Origin of the sequence: Sulfitobacter alexandrii (assembly GCF_001886735.1) — a bacterium.
In the GTDB taxonomy this organism is placed as follows: Bacteria; Pseudomonadota; Alphaproteobacteria; order Rhodobacterales; family Rhodobacteraceae; genus Sulfitobacter; species Sulfitobacter alexandrii.
Genome location: NZ_CP018076.1, coordinates 3,618,231 through 3,639,943 on the forward strand (window position 1 = coordinate 3,618,231; position 21,713 = coordinate 3,639,943).

The following is a 21,713-nucleotide window of genomic DNA, read 5'->3' on the forward strand; positions in this document are numbered from 1 at the left end:
AATGCGACTCACCGGCAAGACAGCGATCATCACCGGTGGCGCCTCCGGATTCGGCGCCGGTATCGTGCGCCGTTTCATCCAGGAAGGCGCGCGCGTGATGATCGCCGACATCAACGCGGCCGCGGCCCGCGATTTCAGAACGGAAATGGGCGACCACGCCGTCGCACACACGGTCGATGTCGGCGACGGCGCGTCGGTAAACGAAATGGCCCGGACCGCGGTGGATACGTTCGGGCACGTCGACATCCTCGTCAACAACGCGGGGGTGACCCACCTTCCGGCACCGCTGGACGAGGTTTCCGAAGAGGACTTCGACCGTGTCTGCCGGGTCAACATGAAATCCGTCTACCTCACGGCCCGCGCACTCGTCCCGCACATGAAGGAGCGGCAGGCAGGGGCGATCCTGAACATCGCCTCCACCGCGGGGGTATCTCCGCGGCCCAACCTGAACTGGTACAACGCATCGAAGGGCTGGATGATCACCGCCAGCAAGGCCATGGCGGTCGAACTTGCGCCCGTCGGCATCCGTGTGAACGCCTTGAACCCCGTCGCGGGGGAGACCCCTCTGCTCAGGAGTTTCATGGGGGAGGACACGCCCGAGATGCGTGCGAAATTCCTGTCGACCATTCCGCTCGGTCGCTTCTCGACGCCGCAGGACATGGGCAATGCCGCGCTGTTCCTCTGCTCGGACGAGGCCAGCATGATCACCGGCACCGCCCTGGAGGTCGACGGCGGCCGCTGCATATGAGATGCAGGTCGCGGCTGGCCCCGCTTCGGACCATCCCATGTAAACGACGGTGTGAAGATCATGAATACAGGCCCACGGAACCTCATCACCGACGTGCGCGGCCTGCGCGTCGGCAATGCCCATGATGATGCCCTGAAATCCGGCACCACCGTGGTCGTGGGCGATGCGCCCTTCGTCGCATCGGTGCATGTCATGGGCGGCGCCCCCGGCACGCGCGAAACCGACCTGCTGGCACCGGACAAATCGGTTGAGGCCGTGGATGCCCTCGTACTTTCCGGCGGATCGGCCTATGGGCTCGACGCCTGTTCGGGCGTGGTGGACGGTCTGCGCGCCGCCGGTCGCGGCTACGCCATTGGTCCGGCCATCATCCCGCTCGTGCCCGGCGCGATCATCTTCGACCTGCTGAACGGGGGCGACAAGAATTGGGTCGAGAACCCTTATCGCGCCCTGGGGCGGCAAGCGCTCGACGCCGCGGCGACGTCATTCGACCTCGGCACCGCCGGTGCGGGGACAGGCGCGCTGAGCGCGATGATGAAAGGCGGGCTCGGGTCGGCGTCGCTCGTTCTGCCGGACGGCAGCACCGTCGGCGCCCTTGTCGCGGCCAACCCGGTCGGGGCGGTCACCACCCCGGGCGACCGGCATTTCTATGCCGCGCCTTTCGAGATCGGGGCGGAATTCGGCGGCCTGGGGCCGGATCCGGCGTCCGGCCTCGGCATGTCCCTCGACAGTCGCAAGAGGCAGGCGATGTCCCCGCGCGAGAACACGACCATTGCCATCGTCGCCACGGACGCGGCACTGACCAAGTCGCAGTGCCAGCGCGTCGCTGTTGCCGCCCATGACGGGATCGGCCGGGCCACCGTGCCCGCACATACGCCCCACGATGGCGATCTCGTCTTCGCGCTCAGCACCGGAGAGGCCGGCGCTGGAGACGTGATGCTGATCGGCCATGCCGCCGCGCTCTGCCTGTCCCGCGCCATCGCGCGCGCCATCTTTCACGCCTCGCCGCGATCCGGCGATCTTCTGCCCTGCTGGAGCGATCTGAATGCCTGACCTGACCCTCGATGACGTGACCCTGCACTACGAGGTGGATGGCGACGGACCGCCGCTGGTCCTGCTCGCCGGGATGCTGAGCGACAGCGCCGCCTGGACCCCGCTGGTTCCGCTGCTGCGCGACGGTTTCACCGTCATCCGACCCGACAACCGCACGACGGGACGCACCACGCCATGGGATGCCCCCGCAAGGATGCCTCAGATGGTGGCCGACGTGATCGCGTTGATGGATCACCTTGGCCATCCGCGATTTCACGTGGCCGGACATTCCATGGGCGGGCTCATGACGCTGGAGCTGGCCGGTCTGTTCCCTGGCCGTGTGGCCAGCGCCACGGTCATGGCTTCGGGCCGGGTGCGCAGCCCGCGCACCACAGCGGTGTTCGAGGCCCTGCTTGCCATCCGGCGGATGCCGAAGGGCGAGGAAGCGTGGTTGCGCGCGCTCTACCCGTGGATCTTCGGCCCCGGGTTCTTCACCGATCCCGCAAATGCCGAGGCGGCGCTGGAAGCCGCGCAGGCCTATCCCTATGCCCAGACGGTCGATGCGATGGCGCACCAGCTCGAAGGGTTCAAGGCCTTCCGGCCAGAGGCGCGCCTGTCGGATATCGCCTGCGCCACGCTGGTGCTCTATGCCGCACAGGACATACTCGTGCCACCCGATCTCGCCCGGCCGGGGTTCGAGGGGATCGCCGATTTGCGCGAGGAAACGGTGGCCGACGCGGGACATTCCATCGTCTGGGACGCGCCGCAGGCTGTCGCCTCACATCTCGGCGCTTTCCTCAAGTCGCATCCGATCAGATAGCATCCGGCTGGTTGGCCGGCGCGGCACGCTCCAGCGCCGGGAGCGACATGCAGTTCTCGTGGATACGCAGGATCGTGGGACAACCGGTCATGTCCACGTCGAACCGCGCGTTGTTGAGCACCTGCGCATAGAGGCAGAGGTCGGCCATACCGACGATGTCGCCGTGGCAGAATTCGCCTGTCTCGGGCTCCGCCGCGAGCCGTGCCTCCAGCGCCTGCATCCCCGCGCCGGCCCATTTGCGGAACCAGGCGGCCTTGGCATCCGCATCAGCGCCGAACTCCGCCTCGATGTGCTTGAGGATGCGCAGATTGTTCACCGGGTGAATGTCCAGCGCGATGATATGCGCCAGGCTGCGGACCCGCGCCCGACCCCAGGGGTCGCCGGGCAGCAGGGGCGGCTCCGGATGCACCTCGTCCAGCCATTCGAGGATCGCCATCGACTGCGGCAGGGCGCCTTGGGGCGTGACGAGTGTTGGCACAAGCCCGGACGGGTTCAGTGCGAGATGATCGGCGCTTGCCTGTTCGCCCTTCAGCAGCGACAGCGGAACATAGTCGTAGTCCAGCCCCTTGAGATTCAGGGCCGCGCGCACCCGCACCGAGGTGGAAGACCGAAAGTAGTTGTGCAGGATCAGGTCGCTCACGAGCGCGGTCCGATCGTCACTTCCAATTCGCCGATTCCGTCGACACCGCCCGTGATGACATCGCCGGTCACCACGGCCCCGACGCCGGCGGGTGTGCCGGTCATGATGATGTCGCCGGGGGCAAGGGTCATGGCGTGGCTCAGGATGGACACGTGTTCGCGCACCGACCAGATCAGGTCGGACAGGTCCGCGTCCTGCCGGATCGTGCCGTTCACCGCCAGCCAGATGCGCCCTTTCTCGACGCTGGGAACATCCGCCATCGGCTTGATGGGCGCGATCGGCGCCGACTGATCGAAAGCCTTGCCCCAGTCCCACGGGCGGCCCATGTCCTTCGCCTCCCCCTGAAGATCGCGGCGGGTCATGTCGAGCCCGACGGAAGCGCCCCAGACGTGATCCATCACATCATCTTCGGCGATCCGTGCGCCCCCCTTGCCGATGGCGATGATCAGTTCGATCTCGTAGTGCAGGTTTTCCGTCAGCGGCGGATAGGGAATGGTGCAGGGCGTGTCGACGGCCGCATCCGCCGGCTTGGTAAAGAAGAAGGGCGCCTCGCGGGTCGGATCCTTGCCCATTTCGCGCGCGTGCGCTTCATAGTTGCGACCGACACAGAAGATCCTGCGCACCGGAAAGCGCGCGTCGCTGGCCTGCACGGCGAGACTGGCCTGACGGGGGGGATCGAATACATACATGGGCAAGCTCCTTTGATTGGGGTAACGAACACCGCCTGCCCGGCGCCGTCAATGCCGAGCGTATTGGCCTGAGCCACCCGATGCCATAGAAGGGCAGAAAGAGACGTCAGGAAGGTCACATGAAGAAAGCACTCATCACCGGCGTCACCGGACAGGACGGCTCCTATCTGGCGGAGTTCCTGCTGGAAAAGGGCTACGAGGTGCACGGAATCAAGCGGCGCGCATCGCTGTTCAATACCCAGCGGATCGATCACATCTTTCAGGATCCCCACGAACGGAACCGTAACTTCCACCTCCATTACGGTGACCTGACCGATACCTCGAACCTGACCCGCATCCTGGCCGAAGTGCAGCCGGACGAAGTATACAACCTCGGTGCGCAGAGCCATGTGGCCGTCAGTTTCGAGGCACCCGAGTATACCGCCGACGTGGATGCGAACGGCGCGCTTCGCCTGCTCGAGGCCATCCGCTTTCTCAAGCTGGATCAGAAGACACGGTTCTACCAGGCATCCACATCCGAGCTTTACGGTCTGGTGCAGGAAACCCCGCAGACGGAAACCACGCCGTTCCATCCGCGCAGCCCTTATGCCGTGGCCAAGATGTATGCCTACTGGATCACGGTGAACTACCGCGAAGCCTACGGCATGTATGCCTGCAACGGCATCCTGTTCAATCACGAGAGCCCCCGCCGGGGCGAGACCTTTGTGACACGCAAGATCACCCGTGGCCTGTGCAACATCGCGCAGGGGCTGGAACCCTGCCTGTACATGGGAAACATCGACGCGCTGCGCGACTGGGGCCACGCCAAGGACTATGTGAGGATGCAGTGGCTGATGCTGCAGCAGGACAAGGCCGAGGATTTCGTGATCGCCACCGGGGTCCAGTATTCCGTCCGCCAGTTCATCGAATGGTCGGCGGCGGAACTGGGTCTGACCCTGCGCTTCGAAGGGAGCGGCGTGGACGAGATCGGCATCGTGGACGGCATTACCGGTGACAAGGCCCCTGCCCTGCGCGAGGGCGACGTGATCTTTCGGATCGACCCGCGATACTTCCGTCCGGCAGAGGTCGAGACCCTCTTGGGCGACCCGTCCAAGGCTCGGGAAAAGCTGGGCTGGACCCCGCAGATCACGGCCCGGGAAATGTGCGCGGAGATGGTCGCCAACGATCTGCGCAATGCCCAGCGGGAGCGCGTGCTGAAGGATCACGGCTACGATCCGCAGATGTCGCGGGAGGACTGAGCGGTGGCAGGCAGACTCCTTCTTACCGGGGCGGGCGGGATGGTGGGCCGCAATATCCGCGACCATACGGCTGCGCAGGGATGGGAGATCCTGGCCCCCGGTTCCGCGCAGCTTGACCTCACGGATCCGCACGAGACCGCCGATTTCATCGCGACGCAGAAGCCCGACGTGATCGTTCATGCCGCGGGGCGCGTGGGCGGTATCCAGGCGAACATGGCGCATCCGGTGGCCTTCCTGGAACAGAATGTCGCCATTGGCCGCAACGTCATCATGGGGGCGAGGACAGCAGGCGTGATGCGGCTCATCAACCTGGCATCCACCTGCATGTACCCCGCACAGGCCGAAAATCCCTTGCGGGAGGAAAGCATCCTGACCGGCCCGCTCGAACCCACGAACGAGGGCTATGCCATCGCCAAGATCATGGCCATGAAGCTGTGCGACTATATCCGCGCCGAAGATCCCGATGCGCTATACAAGACCCTGATCCCCTGCAACCTGTACGGGCCCTACGACAAATTCGACCCAAAGGCGTCGCACCTTCTGCCGGCCATCATCCACAAGGTTCACGAAGCGAAACGGACGGGCGCCGAAACGGTGGAGATCTGGGGTGACGGGACGGCGCGGCGCGAATTCATGTACGCCGGAGATCTCGCCGATGCCGTGTGGAAGGCGGTCGAGACTCCAGAGGTCCTGCCGGGGGCCATGAACGTCGGTCTGGGTCACGACCATGCGATCAACGACTATTACGCCACGGTCGCCGAGGTGATCGGCTGGCAGGGGGAGTTCACGCACGACCTGTCCCGCCCGGTGGGCATGAAGCAGAAACTCTGCGCGATCGATCGGCAGACGACATGGGGTTGGCAGGCCCCCACCCCGCTGCGCGAGGGAATTGCCAGAACCTACCGCCATTACCTGGAGCATCACGCGACATGAGCTTTAAATACCCCCTTGCCACGTCTTCATGGGACGACGCGGAATATGCCGCCCTCGACCGCGTGATCGAATCCGACATGTTCTCCATGGGCCCGGAGGTGCGGGCCTATGAAACCGAGTTCGCCGACCTTTTCGGGTCGAAGTTCGCGGTCATGGTCAACTCTGGCTCGTCCGCGAACCTGCTGATGACCGCGGCGCTCTTCTTTACCCGGAATCCCGCGCTGAAGCTCAACCGGGGGGAAGAGGTGATCGTGCCCGCGGTCAGCTGGTCGACGACCTATTATCCCCTGTCGCAGTATGGCCTGCGGCTGAAGTTCGTCGACATCGACCGCGAAACGCTGAACTACGATCTGGCCGCGCTGGAGGCCGCGATCACCGACAGGACGCGCGCGCTGATGGTGGTGAACCTGCTGGGCAACCCGAATGATTTTGCCCGTCTCAAGGCGCTGACGGAACCGCGCGGGATCGTCATGATCGAAGACAACTGCGAATCCATGGGAGCGACCTTCGAAAACCGCCAGGCCGGTACGTTCGGTGTGATGGGCAGCTATTCCTCGTTCTTCTCGCACCACATATCGACCATGGAGGGCGGCATGGTGGTGACCGATGACGAAGAACTCTATCACGTCATGCTTTCGCTGCGTGCCCACGGCTGGACGAGGAATCTGCCCAAGTTCAACCACGTCACCGGAGAGAAGTCCGATGACCCGTTCGAAGAAAGCTTTCGCTTCGTCCTGCCCGGATACAACCTGCGTCCCCTGGAAATGTCCGGCGCGCTGGGGCGCGAACAGATCCGCAAGCTGCCTGCGCTGATCGAGGGCCGCCGCGCGAACGGCGCGATGGTGCAGGACATGCTGAACGATCATCCGCGCTTCATGATCCAGCGGGAGATCGGCGAATCCAGCTGGTTCGGCTTCTCCCTTGTCCTGCGCGAAGACCATGCAGGACAGCGCGCGCAAATGGTCCGCGACCTCGGGGAAAAGGGGTTCGAATGCCGCCCCATCGTCGCCGGGAACTTTGCCAAGAACGAGGTCATGCAGCATATCGACCATGAAATTCACGGTACGCTCAGCAACGCCGACTACATCGACGCCAACGGGCTGTTCGTGGGAAATCACCACTATCCCCTGCCCGAAGCCATCAGGGAACTTGCCTCTCTGTGACCTTGCGGTGCGATTGTTTCCATTTTTCGCTGTCGGCGGCATTGTTTTCGTTTCGGCGACAATGGACGCCGTGTGATGCTTGGGATGCCTGATAAATCAGGCCGCCTCGGCACGCCGCCATATTCCCGCCGCTATCAACGCGTTAGAGTCGCGCCGACAAGAAGAAGGACAAAGTGATGACAGATCGCGAAATCACGCCGGTTATCCTTTGCGGGGGGTCGGGCACGCGGCTTTGGCCCGTGTCGCGCAAGAGTTTCCCCAAGCAGTTCATTTCCCTTATCGGTGAGGGGAGCCTCTACCAGCAGTCCAGCACGCGGCTTTCGGGTCCGGGGTACGGTGCCCCGATGATCGTCACCAACTCGGACTTCCGGTTCATCGCGACCCAGCAGTTGGCCGAAGCGGGTTTGGATCCGGGCGCTGTGCTGATTGAGCCGCAGGCCCGCAACACGGCCCCTGCCCTGCTGGCGGCGGCACTAGTCCGGATGCAGTCCGATCCGGATGCCCTTATGCTCGCCGCGCCGTCGGACCATTACATCACCCAAGCCGACAAGTTCCGGGAAAGCGTCCAGCGCGGCGTCGATGCGGCGATCGCGGGACAGATCGTGACCTTCGGCATTTTGCCCGATCGCCCCGAAACCGGTTACGGCTATCTGGAAGTCGGCGAAGGCAGCCATGGCGCAGCCGTTCCGCTGAAGCGCTTCGTGGAGAAGCCCAAGCTGGCTGACGCAGAACGGATGCTGTCTGCGGGCGGCTATCTGTGGAATGCCGGAATCTTCATGTATACCGCCCGGACGTTGGTGGACGCCTACGCCGCCCACGCTCCGCAGATGCTCGAACATGTGCAGGCTGCCGTCGATGGTGCCCGGCCCGATCTGGGTTTCCTGCGGCTCGACCCCGAAGCCTGGGCCCGCTGCGAGGACATCTCCGTCGACTTCGCGATCATGGAAAAGGTTTCGAACCTCAGCGTGATCGAACACCATGGCGATTGGTCCGATCTGGGTGGCTGGACCGCAGTTCATCAACATGCCGATACGGATGCGAATGGAGTCGCGCTTCAAGGTGCGGCGATGGCTCTGGATTGCACGAACAGCCTTCTCAGGTCCGAGAACGCGGGTCAGCAGATCGTGGGTCTGGGACTGGACGGGATCGTTGCCGTCGCAATGCCCGATGCCGTGTTGATTGCCCACCGCGACCGTGTTGCCGACGTGGGCAATGTCGTCAAGGAGATGCGAAAACGGGATATCCCGCAGGCCGACACCTTTCCCAAGGATCACCGCCCTTGGGGGTTCTTCGAGACGTTGATTTTGGGCGGGCGGTTTCAGGTGAAACGGATCGTGGTAACGCCCGGCGCCGCGCTGAGCCTGCAAAGTCACGTACACCGCTCGGAGCACTGGATCGTCGTCGCGGGAACCGCGAGGGTCACCATCGACGACAAGGTCCAGCTCGTCTGCGAGAACGAATCCGTCTTCATTCCGCTGGGGGCCGTGCATCGCATGGAAAACCCCGGCAAGGTGCCCATGGAACTGATCGAGGTACAGACCGGCAGCTATCTGGGCGAGGACGACATCATCCGCTACGAAGATGTCTACGCGCGCGGCCAGGGCGCAAAAGGCTAGCGCCCCCTCGCCCTGATGCCCGCTGCCTACTTCTGCAAGGATGCGAGGTAGGCCCCATAGCCGTTCTTGCGGAAGAGCTCGGCCCGTTCGGTCAGGGCCGCATCGTCGATCCAGCCCAGGTCGTGCGCGATCTCCTCGAGGCACCCGGTCTGAAGGCCTTGCCGGCTGGTCAGCGTGCGGACGAAGTTGCCCGCGTCCAGAAGGCTTGCATGGGTTCCGGTATCGAGCCAGGCATAACCACGCCCCATGCGATTCACCCTCAGCGCACCTTTTTCAAGATACATCTCGAGCAGCGTCGTGATCTCCAGTTCGCCACGTGCCGACGGTTTGACCTGTCGTGCCAGGCGCGGTGCATCGGCATCGAGGAAATAGAGCCCGGTGACCGCATAGTTCGAGGCGGGCTTCTCCGGCTTCTCGATGATGGACTGCGCGACGCCATTCTTGTCGAAGCCGACCACGCCGTACCTTTCGGGATCCGAGACATGGTAGCCAAAGACCGTCCCGCCGCTTTCCTGCGCATCGGCATCGGCCAGCAGCTCGGGCAGCCCGTGGCCGAAAAAGATGTTGTCCCCAAGAACCATGGCGGAAGGGGCACCATCGAGGAAATCTTCCGCGAGGATATACGCCTGCGCCAGCCCGTCGGGGCTGGGCTGGGTGATATAGGTCAGGGAAATCCCCCACTGGCTGCCATCGCCAAGCGTCCGCTTGAATTGTTCCTGATCCTGCGGTGTCGTGATCATCGCGATCTCGCGGATGCCGGCCAGCATCAGCACGGAAATCGGGTAATAGATCATGGGCTTGTCGTAGATCGGCAGCAGCTGCTTGCTGACGCCCATGGTGATCGGATAAAGCCGCGTGCCGGAGCCGCCGGCCAGAATGATGCCTTTGCGCTTTGTCATTTCGATGCTCCAATATCTTTCAGAATATGTGTGAGGGTCGCTTTCCAGTCGGGACGGGAAATGCCGAAGCGGCGTTCCGTCTCGCTGCAATCCAGCCGGGAGTTCAGGGGCCGTGCCGCCGGTGTGGGATAGTCCGAAGACGGAATGTCCGTCACGGTGCAGGTCAACCCGGCCGTTTCAAAGATCGCCCGCGCAAAATCCGCCCAACTGCAGTCAGGGTCGCCGGAAAAATGATAGGTCCCCGATTTGCCGGGGTCGGCGGCCAGTTGGCCAGCGATGGCGTGGCATGCGGCGGCGATTTCACGCGCGCCCGTCGGCCCGCCGATCTGATCCGCAACGATCGTCAGCGCATCTCGTTCGGCCCCCAGCCGCAACATCGTCTTGACGAAGTTGTTGCCATGCGCGGACACCACCCAGGACGTCCGAAGGATGGCATGGACGCCGCCAGCGTCGCGAACCGCCTGCTCCCCCACGAGCTTGGACCGCCCATAGGCGCCCAAGGGGCCGGTCGGATCATCCGGCGTCCACGGCTGCTGCCCATCCCCGGCAAAGACATAGTCCGTCGAGATGTGGACGAAGGGAATCCCCAGATCGGCGCAGGCCCGCGCCATGGCGCCCGGCGCTTCGCCGTTGATGACGGTGGCGAGGTCTTCTTCGGTTTCCGCCTTGTCCACGGCCGTATAGGCGGCGGCGTTGATGACCGCCGCGGGTTTCTCGGCGGCGATCAGCCGGGCGCAGGCGTCGGGCTGCACAAGATCCGCAGCATCGCGCCCGACACATTTCGTGTTGTCCAGCCGTGCCAGTTCACGGGCGACCTGCCCGGTTTCACCGAAAACGAGAATGGTCATCGGACCTCCTTCGGTTGAGGGATTCAGCCTTTGACGCCCAGCCGCTTGCCGACGCCGTCGCGCGCCTGCAGTGCCCGCCACCAGTCTTCATTGTCGAGGTACCACTGCACTGTCCGCTCCAGGCCCTCGTCCAGCGTGACGGACGGTCGCCATCCCAATTCGGTCCGAATGCGCGTCGGATCGATTGCATAGCGTAAGTCGTGCCCAGCGCGATCTTCCACAAAGGTGATCTGCTCTTCGTACTTGGTGCTCTTGGGGCGCTTTTCGTCAAGGATACCGCAGATTTTCCGCACGATGTCGATGTTGCGGGCCTCGTTCTCGCCGCCGATGTTGTAGCTGCGTCCCAACACGCCCTTTTCCAGCACCAGCAACAGCGCATCGGCGTGGTCTTCGACGAACAGCCAGTCGCGCACGTTGATTCCCTGACCGTAGACCGGCAGGGGCTTGCCCGCGAGCGCGTTCAGGATCACGACGGGAATCAGCTTTTCCGGAAAGTGGAAGGGCCCGTAGTTGTTGGAGCAATTTGTGAGAACCACGGGCAGCCCGTAGGTTTCGTGCCAGGCCCTGACAAGGTGATCGCTTGACGCTTTCGACGCGGAATAAGGCGACCGGGGGTCGTAGGGCGTATCCTCCGTGAACATGCCGGTATCCCCCAACGAGCCGAAGACCTCGTCGGTCGAGATGTGGTGAAAACGGAAGCCTTCCGGCTTCCCCGCGCCCACCCAGTAGGCGCGGGCGGCTTCCAGCATGTTGTAAGTCCCGGTGATGTTCGTTTCGATGAAATCTCCGGGGCCGTCGATCGAACGGTCCACGTGGCTTTCCGCCGCCAGATGCATCACCGCATCCGGCGCGTGCTTTGCAAAGGTATCGTCCAGCGCCGGGCGGTCGCGGATATCGACCTGCTCGAAACTGTAGAGAGGATTGTCTTTCACGCTGTCCAGATTCTCGAGGCAGCCGGCGTAGGTCAGCGCGTCGACATTGATGACTTCGTGACCTCGTTCAACGGCAAGGCGCACCACCGCCGATCCGATGAAACCGGCGCCGCCTGTAACCAGAATTTTCATGCTGTACCTTCATAAGTGAATGGGCTGTCGAAATCTGCGAGCAGCGGTGCCTTGCCGTCTTTCTCCGACAGCACCGCTTCCCCGGTAAGACCCCAATCGATGCCGATGTCGGGATCGTTGAAGCGAACCGCGCCGTCACATTCGGGCGCGTAGTAATCGCTGCACTTGTAGATGATTTCGGTATCCGGCGCGCGCGTGGCGAAACCGTGCAGGAACCCGGCTGGAATCAGCAGTTGCAGACCGTTTTCGGCTGTCAGTTCATAGCCCACCCACTCACCGTAGGTCGGGCTGCCCTTGCGAATGTCCACGGCAACGTCGAACAGCGCACCACGCCCGCAGCGGACCAGCTTGCCCTGCGCGTGCGGCGGAGACTGGAAATGCAGACCGCGCACGGTATTCACTGCAGCCGAGACAGAATGGTTGTCCTGTACGAAATCAAGGTCGATGCCCTGATCCGCAAGCTTCTTTCGATTCCATGTTTCAGAGAAAAAGCCCCGGTTGTCACCGAACCGGGGCGGATTGACCAAGACCACTCCGGGGAGTTTGGTCTGCGTAATGAAGTCCACAAAATTGCTCCGTCATTCTCAATCGTCCTGCCTTTAGCAAGCAGGTCCGAGAATGTCACGGTGCGAGTCAAAGCACCGCCGCACTTTCCGGCGATGCTTGGGCGTTTTGCCTATGAAACGACGGCGCGGTCCGTGACCCGCCGCCAGCTTGCGCCGTCGGAGAATGCCGGAACCGCCCCACCGGCCTCGTTCGTGACGAAGACCTGCGCCCCCGCTCCGGCGGCTGCGGCGTCCGGCAAAGTAGCGACAGTGTAATCCATCAGCTGAACCGGACCGAAATGGCTTGTCACCATGCTGAGCATGTCGATCTTCAGGACATCCTGGGCACCCGCTTCGTTCCGCAGCTTGAAATCGCCGGCGCCGGTGATCTTGAATTTCCAGTCACCGCCGGACGGGTCATCCGTCATGATGAAAGACGCGCCGCCGCTGCCACCCGTATTGCGCACCTGAACGCTGGGGGCGTCGTGCGCAAGGACCAGCAGGTTTCGCGTGCCGGACGCTTCGCCGATCGTGATCGTGCCGGTCACGGGCTCGATATGGATCGCGCGTAGGAAGGAGGTGCCGTCAGCGCTGACCTTGATGGTGAAATCGTCGGCCCCGGTCGTTCCGATCTCGGCGCGCCCCGCAAAGCCCGTCTGGAAGAGTACGCTGGCGGTGTCCCCCTCGGCGGCCTTGTTCAGCTTGAGCTGGTGACCCGACCCATCATGCGTGAACAAGGTGGCATCGGACGATACCGCAAGGCGGTTCGTGCCGTCCGCAGACGCGTTGATGCCGACACTTTCAAGGTTCTGCAACTCGGCGAGCGCGGGCGCCACCCAAACCGTCCCGTCAAAGCGCAGCGTTTCGCCGGTTGGCGTCACGTCTGCCCGCCAGCCCGGACGGGGTGCGAAGAACTGCCAGGTGCTGTCGACCCAGATCGCGATATCATGTTCCTGCCCCGCCCATGCCGCGGTCGCGCCCGGCCCGACGATATGGCGATCCCCTTCTTCAGGCAGGGCGGGCGGCGTGTCGAGCGTCGCGCTCAACACCGAAAGCTGGGTCACCGCGTCAAGGATGCGCAGGGCTTCGTTGTGCGTGACATGTTTTTGCGCCTGTGCAGGCTGAAGGTAGGGCAACGCGAGGCTCGGGGAGGTCTCTGACATCCGGGTATCCTTTGCAGGGTGTGTCCATGACGATGGCCCGGAGGATTGGCAAGCGGGGGTAAACAACAGCCGCGCCAACGCGCGGTCTGCCTGAATTTGATGCAACGGCGAACATCTAAAATGGCGCGCAACTTCCCCGCAAAGGCCACAATCCCTCAAGCGGGAACTTACTTTCCTCTGCCAAACAACGCTCCGGGTAAATGGGAGCGGGTGGCATGGTACGTGCAGTCTTTGCTGTGGAAGGTCCCCTTGTGGCGTCTCAGCGCGGGGCGACAGTCGGGATCACCGACCTTCAGATCGTCGAGACCGGATCGGGGACGAATCTCTATGCCGCTACGAGGGGCGGGGGATGGCTGACCGCCTTCGACGTGGGGCAGGCTGCGGGGGAAACCCGGCAACAGGGTGCTTTCGCCTTGGCCGACCGGTATCTGAGCCTCGAATCGACCGAGCTCGTCCTGCGGGAGACGGCAAACAGTCCACAGCTTTTCATGGCGGGCCTGAATGCCGGTTCTCTCGAGGGCGTTCGGCTGGACGCCGACGGGCAGGGCCCGGCCTTTGACGGTACGGTCAGCGTTTCGGCCAGCGGATGGAGCCTCGGCCAGTTTTCCGAAGTCGAGCTGATCGGAAATGGCCCCAGCGGATTGGCGGCCTTGCGCGGCGGTGGCCTCGTCAATCTGTCGTTTGGGGCGGGCAACACCCTGAACGTCAACGCGATCAACCAAGGCAGCGCCATGGACAACCACCGTGCGACCGACCTTCAGACGGCCGTTCACAATGGTCAGACCTATGCCTTTGCAAGCTACGGTTCGGCGGACACCGTCAGCATGTTCCGGCAGGACTCGGGCGGCCGGCTTCGCCATGTCACGGATGTGAGCGTCGGCGACGGCCTCTGGATCGATCGGCCCGGCGCGATGGCGGTCTCGGAAGCAGCGGACGGCCACCTCTATCTGGTCGTCGCCGCGTCGGGCAGCGACTCCCTTTCGGTTCTTCAGGTGTCCGCGAACGGAATGCGACCCGTGGATCAGGTGGTCGACGGGCTCGACACCCGTTTCGCGGATGTCAGTCACGTGACCAGCGTGACGGTGGGCGGACAGGATTTCATCCTCGCCGCCGGTTCCGACGCGGGCCTGTCGCTGTTCGCAATGTTGCCGGGCGGCCGCCTGCAACACATCCACAGCATGGAGGCGACCGCCGCGGCACCGCTCAACGGCATCACCGCGCTCTCTGCGCTGGCCACGCCCCAGGGATTGCGCATCTGGGTAGCCACGGAGGGGGCGCCTTACCTTTCGGAATTCAGTGTCAGCCTCGCGACGATGGGCGCCAGCCTGGTCGCGACCGCCACGGGCGGTGGCCTCGCCGGAACGGGACGGGACGACGTGCTGGCGGGTCTGGCCGGCGCGGACAACATCACGGGCGGCGGTGGTGACGATATCCTGATGGACGGTGCCGCCGAGGATACCCTGACCGGCGGTTCTGGCGCCGATCTTTTCATCCTGACGCAGGACGGCGTCCGCGACATCATCCGGGATTTCCAGCTGGGTCAGGATCGTATCGACCTGTCCGATTTCGGCCAGCTTGCCGGTATCGGGGCGCTGCGGGTTCAGCAACGCAGCTGGGGGGCGGAGATCATCATCGGCGACGAGGTTCTCGAAGTGCGATCTGCCAACGGCGCACCCCTGAATGCGCGTGACTTCAATCCGCTGAACCTGATCACCGGTGGCAGGCTCGAAACCGATCCGGACGCATACGATGATACGCCCGCACCGACACCGACACCGACACCGCCGCCGGTGTCAAACCCGGCCGGCACACAATTGCCGGGCGTCCCGCCAGTGCACCCGATCTGGTATGCGGAACCGGTATGGACCCTAATACGCCGACAGGGCGATCTGAACGCATCCAACGCGGCGGACAGCATTCGCACGACCGGCGAAGCGGACGGGATATTCGGCAACGCGGGCAACGACACGATCGAATCCGGGGCCGGCGACGACCGGGTCAGCGGTGACGGCGGCAACGACCTGATCCACGGCGGCGGCGATGACGATATGCTCTTGGGCGGCGGCGGCTTCGATACGATCACCGGCGGCGATGGCGAAGATTCCCTGTCGGGGGGCGATGGCGCCGACTCCATCCTTGGCGGCAACGGGAACGACATCATCCTCGGGGGCGCCGGGTACGACTGGATCTACGGCGGAGCAGGCAACGACACGATCTGGTCCGGCACAACGCCCGACCGGGTCTTCGGTGGTGATGGCGACGACTGGATCAGCGCGGGCAGCAACTATGGTCTCACGGTAGATGGAATCTTCGGAGAGGCGGGCAACGATACCCTGTTCGGCAACGCCGGTTTCGACCTCTTGAACGGCGGCGACGGGGACGACCTGCTCGATGGCGGCCACCAATCGGACAATCTCTACGGTGAGGCTGGGAACGACACACTCCTCGGCGGTCTGGGTTTCGATCGCCTTTTCGGTGGTACGGGCAACGACATGCTGTCCGGAGGCGACAGCGGAGACGGGCATTTCGGTCAGGAAGGCAATGACACCCTTTGGGGCGGCGAGGGCAGCGACCGCTTTTTCGGCGGAAGCGGTGACGATATCATCGACGGCGGCACCGGGAACGACACCCTGTATGGGAATGCCGGCTTCGACACGCTGATCGGCGGGGCTGGAAACGATACGCTGATGGGAAATTTCAACGCGGACAGGTTCGTGTTCGCCGACAACCACGGCCATGACGTGATCCTTGATTTCGATGCCACGAACGCACTGGAACTGATCGATCTGTCGGCGGTGTCGGGGTTCGCAAGCTTCTCGGATGTCGTTGGCCACACCCGCCAGGCCGGTGGGGACGTGATCATCGAAACCGGCGGCAACAGTTCGATCCGGCTACTTCAGACCGATCTCGCGGACCTCGACGCGAGCGACTTCATTTTCTGAGATCGCTCAGCGTGTCCCGGACCAGCCCATCGAAAGCCAGCGCCTGGTCGTCGAAGCTGGCCACGTCGACCGCGGTCTGCAAGCGCGATCCGTTCTCAAGGGCCTCCTCGATCTGGGCCTTGAGCAGACCGGCCGGGGCTCCGATGGGAATCAGCTTTTCGGGGGCGACCGCACCATGTTCGGTCGTGCCGCCGCTATCCGTCTGGATCACGGAGATCCCACGCGCCAGCGCCTCGCGGATGGCCAGACCAAAGGTCTCCTTCCACTGGGACATGAAAAGAAGCACGTCAATTTCCGCATAGAAATCGTCCATCTTCTCCTGAACGAATCGCGGGCGCACTTCCCAGGAGCCCGGCAACTTGTCGAAGCGATGATCCTTCCACCAACTGCCGTCCAGCGAACCATCCACAAGGACAACCCGAAAGTCGTCGCGGTCTAGCTCTGCAAAAGCCCGCCGGATCAGGGGCCAACCCTTGATCTGCGATGGGCCACCGACGAAACCAAATGTCAGCCGACTGTCCCTTTCCCTCCGCGCCGCCTGTCGCTCAAAGAACCCTTCCCCGGGAAGGTGAACACCGTTTTCCCAGACGACACCGCTTCCCGGTGCGAGGCCGGACGCCTCGCACAGGTCACGCGCAAACTTGCTGGGATAGGTGATACGCGCAGCCTTGCCGGCCACCTGCCGCAGCTGGTCAAAGCGCATCTTGGCGGACCAGAAGTTGTCCACGCAGCCCTTGCATTGCTCAATGCGGACGGGGAACTGACCGCAATATTGCTGGTCCACCTTGATCATGAACTGGCGGTCGCAGATCCACCAGAAGTCGTGAACGCTCAGGATGACCGGGACGCCCTGGGATTGGGCCGCGGTAACGATGCCGGTACCCATGTCCTGGATGCAATGTGCGTGCACGAGGTCCGGCTCGAGCGTGGCAATGAGTTCCGCAAGGCGAGAGGTCACGCTGGGATTGTCGTAAAGCTCGCCATAGCTGCGGCTGGCGGGAATGTTGATCAGGTAGTTGGTGATCCCGGCTTGTTCGGACTTTATGATGACATAGGGCGCCAGATCCTGTCGGCAGCACATCGAAACGGCGGTGACGCGGTAGCCGTGATTGCGCACGAGTGCTTTCGCGACCTGTTCGGCCACCACCGTCGCACCCCCATAGGAAAACGGCGCGAAAAAGACATTCGCCAACAGGAGGTGGGGTCCGCTCATCCCTCTACCCACTCCAGAATTTCGGGCGAGATGATGTGTGCGCCGTCCGACCCATGCCAGTGCGCTTCCAGTTCTGCCCGGGCGGCCTGCCCCATGCGGCGCTGCAACCCGGGATCCTCTGCCAGCGCCCGCAGCGCCTCGATCCAGTCGGCCGGTCCAGCCGAGACAAAGCCGGTCTCGCCGTGTTTCACCACCGCCGCCAGATCGCCCACGGTGCCCACCAGCGACGGGACGGCAACGGCAGAGGCATCCAGCACCCGCACGGCGGACTTGCAGCGGTTGAAGATGTCGTCGCACAGCGGCATCACCGCGCAGTTCGCCCGCGCCAGTGCTTCCAGGTACAGGGGATATGTGCCGAACTTGGTCGTTTCGACCTGTTCGATCAGCCCGTCCGGCAGATGCTCGGGTTTGAAGTGACCGATCAGCATCAAGCGGCGGTTCGGGTCGGCCATGATGAATTCCGCAAGCGGATCGATGATCTCTGCCAGGTCAACCTCGTGTCCCTGCGAACCGCTGGCAAAAGCGACCCGAAATATCCCGTCATCACCCGGACGCGTCGCCATGGCATGCCGGCCCGCATCGAGCGTCTCCTGATCCGCGAAATTGCGGCGCATGTAGACCGGTCTGGCGCTGTAAAGCTCGGTATGGGCCACGAGCCCCGGGGTGGAGACCTGCAGGATATCGGCGCCGTTCATCATGCCGAGATACTTGGGCGCCTCGGACAGGAAATGCGCTTTCAGCTTTTCGCCCACCGAATCCATGTTGCGGTAAGTCTCGTAGGCCGAGACCGAAAAAAGAGGATCGTCCAGATCGTAAAGCACCGGCAGTCGGAGCCGACGCGCCTCGTAGCGGAACATCTCGGTCACGGGCATGGATTGCAGACGATATTCCATCAGATGCGTGGCGTTCTGCATGATGCGCGAGGCGCGGGGCACGTCCTGATAGTGCGAGAATTCGAATTCGACCCCCCGCCCCTGCCAGAAGGCCGCCAGCTGCTCGACCCGGTATTTTCGGCACTGGGGCAGGTTGAGATCACCGATCATCGCGATCTGCCGCCGCTTTTGCAGCACGGCAGGCGCGGTCGTGATGTGAAACGCGTCTTTCCGGGCAAGATCCTGCCAGACACCGTGCAGATATTGATCCTCGGACCGCGGATGCCCCTGCGCTGTCAGCCCGACGGTTCCGGCGCCCACCTGTCTGAGCTTCATCGCCGTATAGGTACGCGCCTTTCGGAATGCTTCTTTCGGACCTTCTTCGCGATAGCTCGAAATGAACCGTCGAACGAGGTTCAGTCTGAAAAGTCTTGCCACGAAAGTGTTCCCTTGAGCTTTCCGCCGCAGCACGGATAGTCTAGTTCAGCCCGAATATCTACCTCATTCGTGGTTCTGGACCGGACGGACATACCGCATGACGCTGCCCGAAATCTCCACTCCGTCTACGGGCGTCGACCTGTTGATGGGGGTCCGAAACGGGGCGGCGTTCCTACCCGGACAATTGGAAAGCATCGCGTCGCAGACCTTTTCAAACTGGCGGGTGGTCTTCAGTGACGATGGCTCGACGGATGGCACGCGGTCGATACTCGACCAGTTCCTGCAGGAGCATCCCGGCAAGGTCATCGTCAGAGAAGGGCCGCAACAGGGGTTTTCCGCCAACTTCATGCAGCTGATCCGGGATCTGCCCGGTACGCCGGGCCATGTCGGCTTTGCCGATCAGGATGACATCTGGATGACGGATAAGCTGTCGCGTGGCATCACCGCACTCGACGACGGGGATGAAGGCCCGAAACTCTACGCGGCGCGCAGCTTTTACTGGCAGCCCGCCATGGATCAGCGGCAACCCTCGCCGCCCATCCTCAAGCCCTGCTGTTTTCGCAACGCGCTGATCGAGAACGTCGCTTCGGGAAACACGATTCTCCTCAATCCCGCCGCCGCCCGGCTGGCCCGCGAGGCGGCCCGGCGAACGGATCGGGTCTTCGCCCATGACTGGTGGCTCTACCTTCTGGTCTCGGGGGCGGGGGGCAGGATCATCTTCGACAACGGCCCGCCGTGCCTGCTGTACCGCCAGCACGGCGGCAATGTGATCGGCGCGGGCAACAGCCTGCCACAGCAGGTAAGGCGCAAGCTGGCGGTCCTGCGGGGCGCGTTCTCAGACCGGCTTCAAAGCAACATCAAGGCACTGGATGAGGTACGCGACCTGCTCACCGACGAAAACCGCCGCATCCTTGATGACTTTGCCGAAGCGCGTACCGCATCGATGCTGCCGCGCCTTGTCGGCCTGCGACGTATCCGACCATACCGCCAAAGTCTTCTGGGCAACATCGGGTTCTGGGGGGCTGCCAGCCTTGGCCGCATCTGACGCACCACCACGGGTATTGCTGGTCGGTGGCGCGGGGATCCCTTCGGGCGTGCCGCGCCACATATGTCACTTGGCAAAGGCCTTTGAAGGGACCGCGGATGTCACGGTCGTCAGTGAAGCAGACCTGGGCGGATACAGCGCGCTGGCCGAAATGGGAACGCGGCATGTCGTGCTCGACGGTCTCAGCAGCAGGCTGTCGCTGCGGCACATGTGGCGCGGCTGGTGGGGGTTCCTCAGGTTCCTGCGGCAGTCACGCGCCGATCTGACCTGGATTCACCCTCGCTTTCCGTCGCTCATGGGTCGGGCGGCATTGGCCTTGCGGCTCTGGCGGCCTGCCGGTGCGACTGCCTTCACGATCCACGGGCTCCCCTACGGCAAGGGGCACAAACCCCATGCCAGCTTCCTGTCACTGATGCTGGAAAAGGCACTGTTGCGGACCTGCCCGCCGATCAACCTGATCTTCCTTTCTCAGGATATGGCCGACCGCGCGCGCATCAGGCTGGGTGCGCGCAATCTGGCGCGGCACAACGTACACGTACTGCCGAATTGTTCCGATCTTGGGACGCTTCCAGCTTTCACCCGGCCGGCTGACCCCACCCTGGTCATGACCGGCCGCGCTGGACGGCAGAAGAACTACGCCGCTGCCATCGGGCTGATGAACCACCTGCCGGACGATACCGCGCTGATCCTGTGCGGCACCGGAACCGATACCGCGGCCTTTCAACGGGAAATCCGCGCGCAGCTTGCTGACGATGTGGCTTCCCGCGTCTTCTGTACCGGTCCTGTCCGGGACGTCCGCCCCCTGTTGCGGGCCGCCGATGCCTACCTTCTCACCTCCCGCTACGAAGGGACACCCATCGGCACCCTCGAAGCGTTCGAGGCCGGCCTTCCCATTGTCCTTGCCGACTTCGAAGGGGCAAGGGCGCTTGTGGATCGGCACCCCATGGGACTGGTCATCGACACTGCCGAGCCCGAAACCGCCGGCCTGCGAATCGCAGACTTCCTGCGCCGCGCCCGCATGTCGGATCCGGCGCTCCGCCAAGACATAAGGCGGGTCTGGGAACGCGAATGGTCACCCGAGGTTTTCGGGGATCGCGCGCGGAACCTGCTGCATCGCATGCTCGCAGGCTGATCACCGGTTCGGCGGTGTCTGGGCCATCTGCATCTCGTGCAGTTCCAACGCCTCTTCGATGTCTTCGAAGAACTGGATATCCCCGTTCTCAAGGACGGCGGCCATGTTGCACATCCGGCGCACCATTGGGGGGGAGTGCGTCACGACGATCGCCCCTGACCGCTCCATCCGGTCATCGAATACCGCGGCGGATTTCGCACGGAAAGATCCGTCGCCGACCGCGGTCACCTCGTCCACGAGGTAGGTATCAAAGGGGATGCCCATGGATACGCCGAAGGAAAGGCGCGCCCGCATGCCCGACGAATAGGTCCGCAGCGGCATGTGCATGTGTCCGCCGAGTTCGGCAAACTCCGTCACGAACTCCAGCAGGCTGTCGGTGTCATACCCATAGAGCCGCGCGACGAAGCGGGTGTTCTGCGCACCGGTCAGGTCGGGGTGAAAGGAACCCGCGAAACCCACAGGGTAGGAAATGCTTCCGGTGGACAGAACCCGCCCTGACGTGGGCCGGATCGTTCCGGCGATCAACTTCAACAGCGTGCTCTTGCCCGCGCCGTTGCGGCCCAGCAGGGCAACCGACGCCCCTGTCGGAAAGGTCGCGGTCAGGTTCTCCACGATGGTCTGATAGCCTTTCCGGGTGCGAAAATACTTGGTCAGATTCTCCAGATGAATCATCGCG

20 protein-coding genes are annotated in these 21,713 nt (G+C 63.4%); 10 read left to right on the forward strand and 10 right to left on the reverse strand.

Annotation, left to right across the window (positions count from 1 at the left end):
- Position 1 precedes the first annotated feature (1 nt).
- Genes BOO69_RS17710 through BOO69_RS17720 form a run of 3 tightly spaced genes read left to right on the forward strand, consistent with a single transcriptional unit; the run spans position 2 to position 2,597 of the window.
- Positions 2 to 748: an SDR family oxidoreductase gene (locus BOO69_RS17710; RefSeq protein WP_071973372.1), complete on the forward strand. Its 747-nt coding sequence runs from the start codon at positions 2 to 4 to the stop codon at positions 746 to 748.
- A 60-nt stretch (positions 749 to 808) separates the two neighbouring features.
- Positions 809 to 1,798, forward strand: a complete 990-nt coding sequence (locus tag BOO69_RS17715; protein ID WP_071973905.1) for a P1 family peptidase — start codon at positions 809 to 811, stop codon at positions 1,796 to 1,798.
- Positions 1,791 to 2,597, forward strand: a complete 807-nt coding sequence (locus BOO69_RS17720) for an alpha/beta fold hydrolase (protein WP_071973373.1) — start codon at positions 1,791 to 1,793, stop codon at positions 2,595 to 2,597. Before BOO69_RS17715 ends, BOO69_RS17720 begins: the two co-directional genes overlap by 8 nt.
- On the opposite strand, the gene maiA is transcribed toward BOO69_RS17720, so the two are convergent.
- Together maiA and BOO69_RS17730 are read right to left on the reverse strand one after the other, a co-directional pair.
- Positions 2,590 to 3,237: a maleylacetoacetate isomerase gene (maiA, locus tag BOO69_RS17725; protein WP_071973374.1), complete on the reverse strand. Its 648-nt coding sequence runs from the start codon at positions 3,235 to 3,237 to the stop codon at positions 2,590 to 2,592. The genes BOO69_RS17720 and maiA overlap by 8 nt on opposite strands.
- On the reverse strand, positions 3,234 to 3,926 hold the full coding sequence (locus tag BOO69_RS17730) for a fumarylacetoacetate hydrolase family protein (RefSeq protein ID WP_071973375.1): 693 nt from the start codon (positions 3,924 to 3,926) through the stop codon (positions 3,234 to 3,236). Before BOO69_RS17730 ends, maiA begins: the two co-directional genes overlap by 4 nt.
- Positions 3,927 to 4,045: 119 nt before the next feature.
- Here BOO69_RS17730 and gmd point away from each other — a divergent pair, with 119 nt between their 5' ends.
- From gmd to BOO69_RS17750, 4 genes are all read left to right on the forward strand, one after another.
- Positions 4,046 to 5,164, forward strand: coding sequence for a GDP-mannose 4,6-dehydratase (gene gmd, locus BOO69_RS17735; RefSeq protein WP_071973376.1), 1,119 nt, complete (start codon positions 4,046 to 4,048; stop codon positions 5,162 to 5,164).
- A 3-nt stretch (positions 5,165 to 5,167) separates the two neighbouring features.
- Positions 5,168 to 6,097: a GDP-L-fucose synthase family protein gene (locus tag BOO69_RS17740; protein WP_071973378.1), complete on the forward strand. Its 930-nt coding sequence runs from the start codon at positions 5,168 to 5,170 to the stop codon at positions 6,095 to 6,097.
- Entirely contained in the window at positions 6,094 to 7,260 is a 1,167-nt protein-coding gene (locus BOO69_RS17745; protein WP_071973379.1) for a DegT/DnrJ/EryC1/StrS family aminotransferase, read from the forward strand. Before BOO69_RS17740 ends, BOO69_RS17745 begins: the two co-directional genes overlap by 4 nt.
- A 176-nt stretch (positions 7,261 to 7,436) precedes the next feature.
- Positions 7,437 to 8,876 carry a mannose-1-phosphate guanylyltransferase/mannose-6-phosphate isomerase gene (locus BOO69_RS17750; protein WP_071973380.1) on the forward strand — a complete coding sequence of 480 codons (1,440 nt, stop codon included), beginning with the start codon at positions 7,437 to 7,439 and terminating at the stop codon, positions 8,874 to 8,876.
- A 26-nt stretch (positions 8,877 to 8,902) separates the two neighbouring features.
- On the opposite strand, the gene rfbA is transcribed toward BOO69_RS17750, so the two are convergent.
- The 5 genes from rfbA to BOO69_RS17775 all read right to left on the reverse strand — a co-directional run bounded on the left by rfbA (position 8,903) and on the right by BOO69_RS17775 (position 13,395).
- Positions 8,903 to 9,775: a glucose-1-phosphate thymidylyltransferase RfbA gene (rfbA, locus tag BOO69_RS17755; RefSeq protein WP_071973381.1), complete on the reverse strand. Its 873-nt coding sequence runs from the start codon at positions 9,773 to 9,775 to the stop codon at positions 8,903 to 8,905.
- Entirely contained in the window at positions 9,772 to 10,623 is an 852-nt protein-coding gene (gene rfbD, locus BOO69_RS17760; protein WP_071973382.1) for a dTDP-4-dehydrorhamnose reductase, read from the reverse strand. The genes rfbA and rfbD overlap by 4 nt, the downstream gene beginning before the upstream one ends.
- Before the next feature lie 23 nt (positions 10,624 to 10,646).
- On the reverse strand, positions 10,647 to 11,687 hold the full coding sequence (rfbB, locus tag BOO69_RS17765) for a dTDP-glucose 4,6-dehydratase (RefSeq protein ID WP_071973383.1): 1,041 nt from the start codon (positions 11,685 to 11,687) through the stop codon (positions 10,647 to 10,649).
- A complete protein-coding gene (rfbC, locus tag BOO69_RS17770) occupies positions 11,684 to 12,253 on the reverse strand; it encodes a dTDP-4-dehydrorhamnose 3,5-epimerase (RefSeq protein ID WP_172839557.1) in 570 nt (189 codons plus the stop codon). Before rfbC ends, rfbB begins: the two co-directional genes overlap by 4 nt.
- A 110-nt stretch (positions 12,254 to 12,363) precedes the next feature.
- Positions 12,364 to 13,395: a DUF2793 domain-containing protein gene (locus BOO69_RS17775; protein ID WP_071973384.1), complete on the reverse strand. Its 1,032-nt coding sequence runs from the start codon at positions 13,393 to 13,395 to the stop codon at positions 12,364 to 12,366.
- A 251-nt stretch (positions 13,396 to 13,646) separates the two neighbouring features.
- Between BOO69_RS17775 and BOO69_RS17780 the strand changes: the two genes are divergently transcribed.
- A complete protein-coding gene (locus BOO69_RS17780) occupies positions 13,647 to 16,337 on the forward strand; it encodes a calcium-binding protein (RefSeq protein ID WP_172839558.1) in 2,691 nt (896 codons plus the stop codon).
- Here the strand turns inward: BOO69_RS17780 and BOO69_RS17785 are convergent.
- Together BOO69_RS17785 and BOO69_RS17790 are read right to left on the reverse strand one after the other, a co-directional pair.
- Entirely contained in the window at positions 16,327 to 17,550 is a 1,224-nt protein-coding gene (locus BOO69_RS17785) for a glycosyltransferase (protein WP_071973386.1), read from the reverse strand. The two genes, BOO69_RS17780 and BOO69_RS17785, sit on opposite strands and share 11 nt — an antisense overlap.
- Complete coding sequence (locus BOO69_RS17790) at positions 17,547 to 18,860, reverse strand: glycosyltransferase (protein WP_156874963.1); 1,314 nt, start codon at positions 18,858 to 18,860, stop codon at positions 17,547 to 17,549. The genes BOO69_RS17785 and BOO69_RS17790 overlap by 4 nt, the downstream gene beginning before the upstream one ends.
- Positions 18,861 to 18,957: 97 nt before the next feature.
- Between BOO69_RS17790 and BOO69_RS17795 the strand changes: the two genes are divergently transcribed.
- Positions 18,958 to 19,905 carry a glycosyltransferase gene (locus tag BOO69_RS17795; protein WP_071973388.1) on the forward strand — a complete coding sequence of 316 codons (948 nt, stop codon included), beginning with the start codon at positions 18,958 to 18,960 and terminating at the stop codon, positions 19,903 to 19,905.
- A complete protein-coding gene (locus BOO69_RS17800) occupies positions 19,892 to 21,037 on the forward strand; it encodes a glycosyltransferase family 4 protein (RefSeq protein ID WP_216636991.1) in 1,146 nt (381 codons plus the stop codon). The genes BOO69_RS17795 and BOO69_RS17800 overlap by 14 nt, the downstream gene beginning before the upstream one ends.
- Here the strand turns inward: BOO69_RS17800 and BOO69_RS17805 are convergent, their stop codons facing one another.
- A complete protein-coding gene (locus BOO69_RS17805) occupies positions 21,038 to 21,709 on the reverse strand; it encodes an ABC transporter ATP-binding protein (protein WP_071973390.1) in 672 nt (223 codons plus the stop codon).
- Positions 21,710 to 21,713: the final 4 nt, after the last annotated feature.

Bases quoted from the DNA above. Each gene is read 5' to 3' on its own strand.
- BOO69_RS17750 (WP_071973380.1), top strand. From the start codon at position 7,437: ATGACAGATCGCGAAATCACGCCGGTTATCCTTTGCGGGGGGTCGGGC.
- gmd (WP_071973376.1), top strand. From the start codon at position 4,046: ATGAAGAAAGCACTCATCACCGGCGTCACCGGACAGGACGGCTCCTAT.
- BOO69_RS17710 (WP_071973372.1), top strand. From the start codon at position 2: ATGCGACTCACCGGCAAGACAGCGATCATCACCGGTGGCGCCTCCGGA.
- BOO69_RS17805 (WP_071973390.1), bottom strand. From the start codon at position 21,709: ATGATTCATCTGGAGAATCTGACCAAGTATTTTCGCACCCGGAAAGGC.
- rfbD (WP_071973382.1), bottom strand. From the start codon at position 10,623: ATGACCATTCTCGTTTTCGGTGAAACCGGGCAGGTCGCCCGTGAACTG.
- BOO69_RS17720 (WP_071973373.1), top strand. From the start codon at position 1,791: ATGCCTGACCTGACCCTCGATGACGTGACCCTGCACTACGAGGTGGAT.
- rfbB (WP_071973383.1), bottom strand. From the start codon at position 11,687: ATGAAAATTCTGGTTACAGGCGGCGCCGGTTTCATCGGATCGGCGGTG.
- BOO69_RS17715 (WP_071973905.1), top strand. From the start codon at position 809: ATGAATACAGGCCCACGGAACCTCATCACCGACGTGCGCGGCCTGCGC.
- BOO69_RS17795 (WP_071973388.1), top strand. From the start codon at position 18,958: ATGACGCTGCCCGAAATCTCCACTCCGTCTACGGGCGTCGACCTGTTG.
- BOO69_RS17775 (WP_071973384.1), bottom strand. From the start codon at position 13,395: ATGTCAGAGACCTCCCCGAGCCTCGCGTTGCCCTACCTTCAGCCTGCA.
- BOO69_RS17730 (WP_071973375.1), bottom strand. From the start codon at position 3,926: ATGTATGTATTCGATCCCCCCCGTCAGGCCAGTCTCGCCGTGCAGGCC.
- BOO69_RS17745 (WP_071973379.1), top strand. From the start codon at position 6,094: ATGAGCTTTAAATACCCCCTTGCCACGTCTTCATGGGACGACGCGGAA.
- BOO69_RS17785 (WP_071973386.1), bottom strand. From the start codon at position 17,550: ATGAGCGGACCCCACCTCCTGTTGGCGAATGTCTTTTTCGCGCCGTTT.
- rfbA (WP_071973381.1), bottom strand. From the start codon at position 9,775: ATGACAAAGCGCAAAGGCATCATTCTGGCCGGCGGCTCCGGCACGCGG.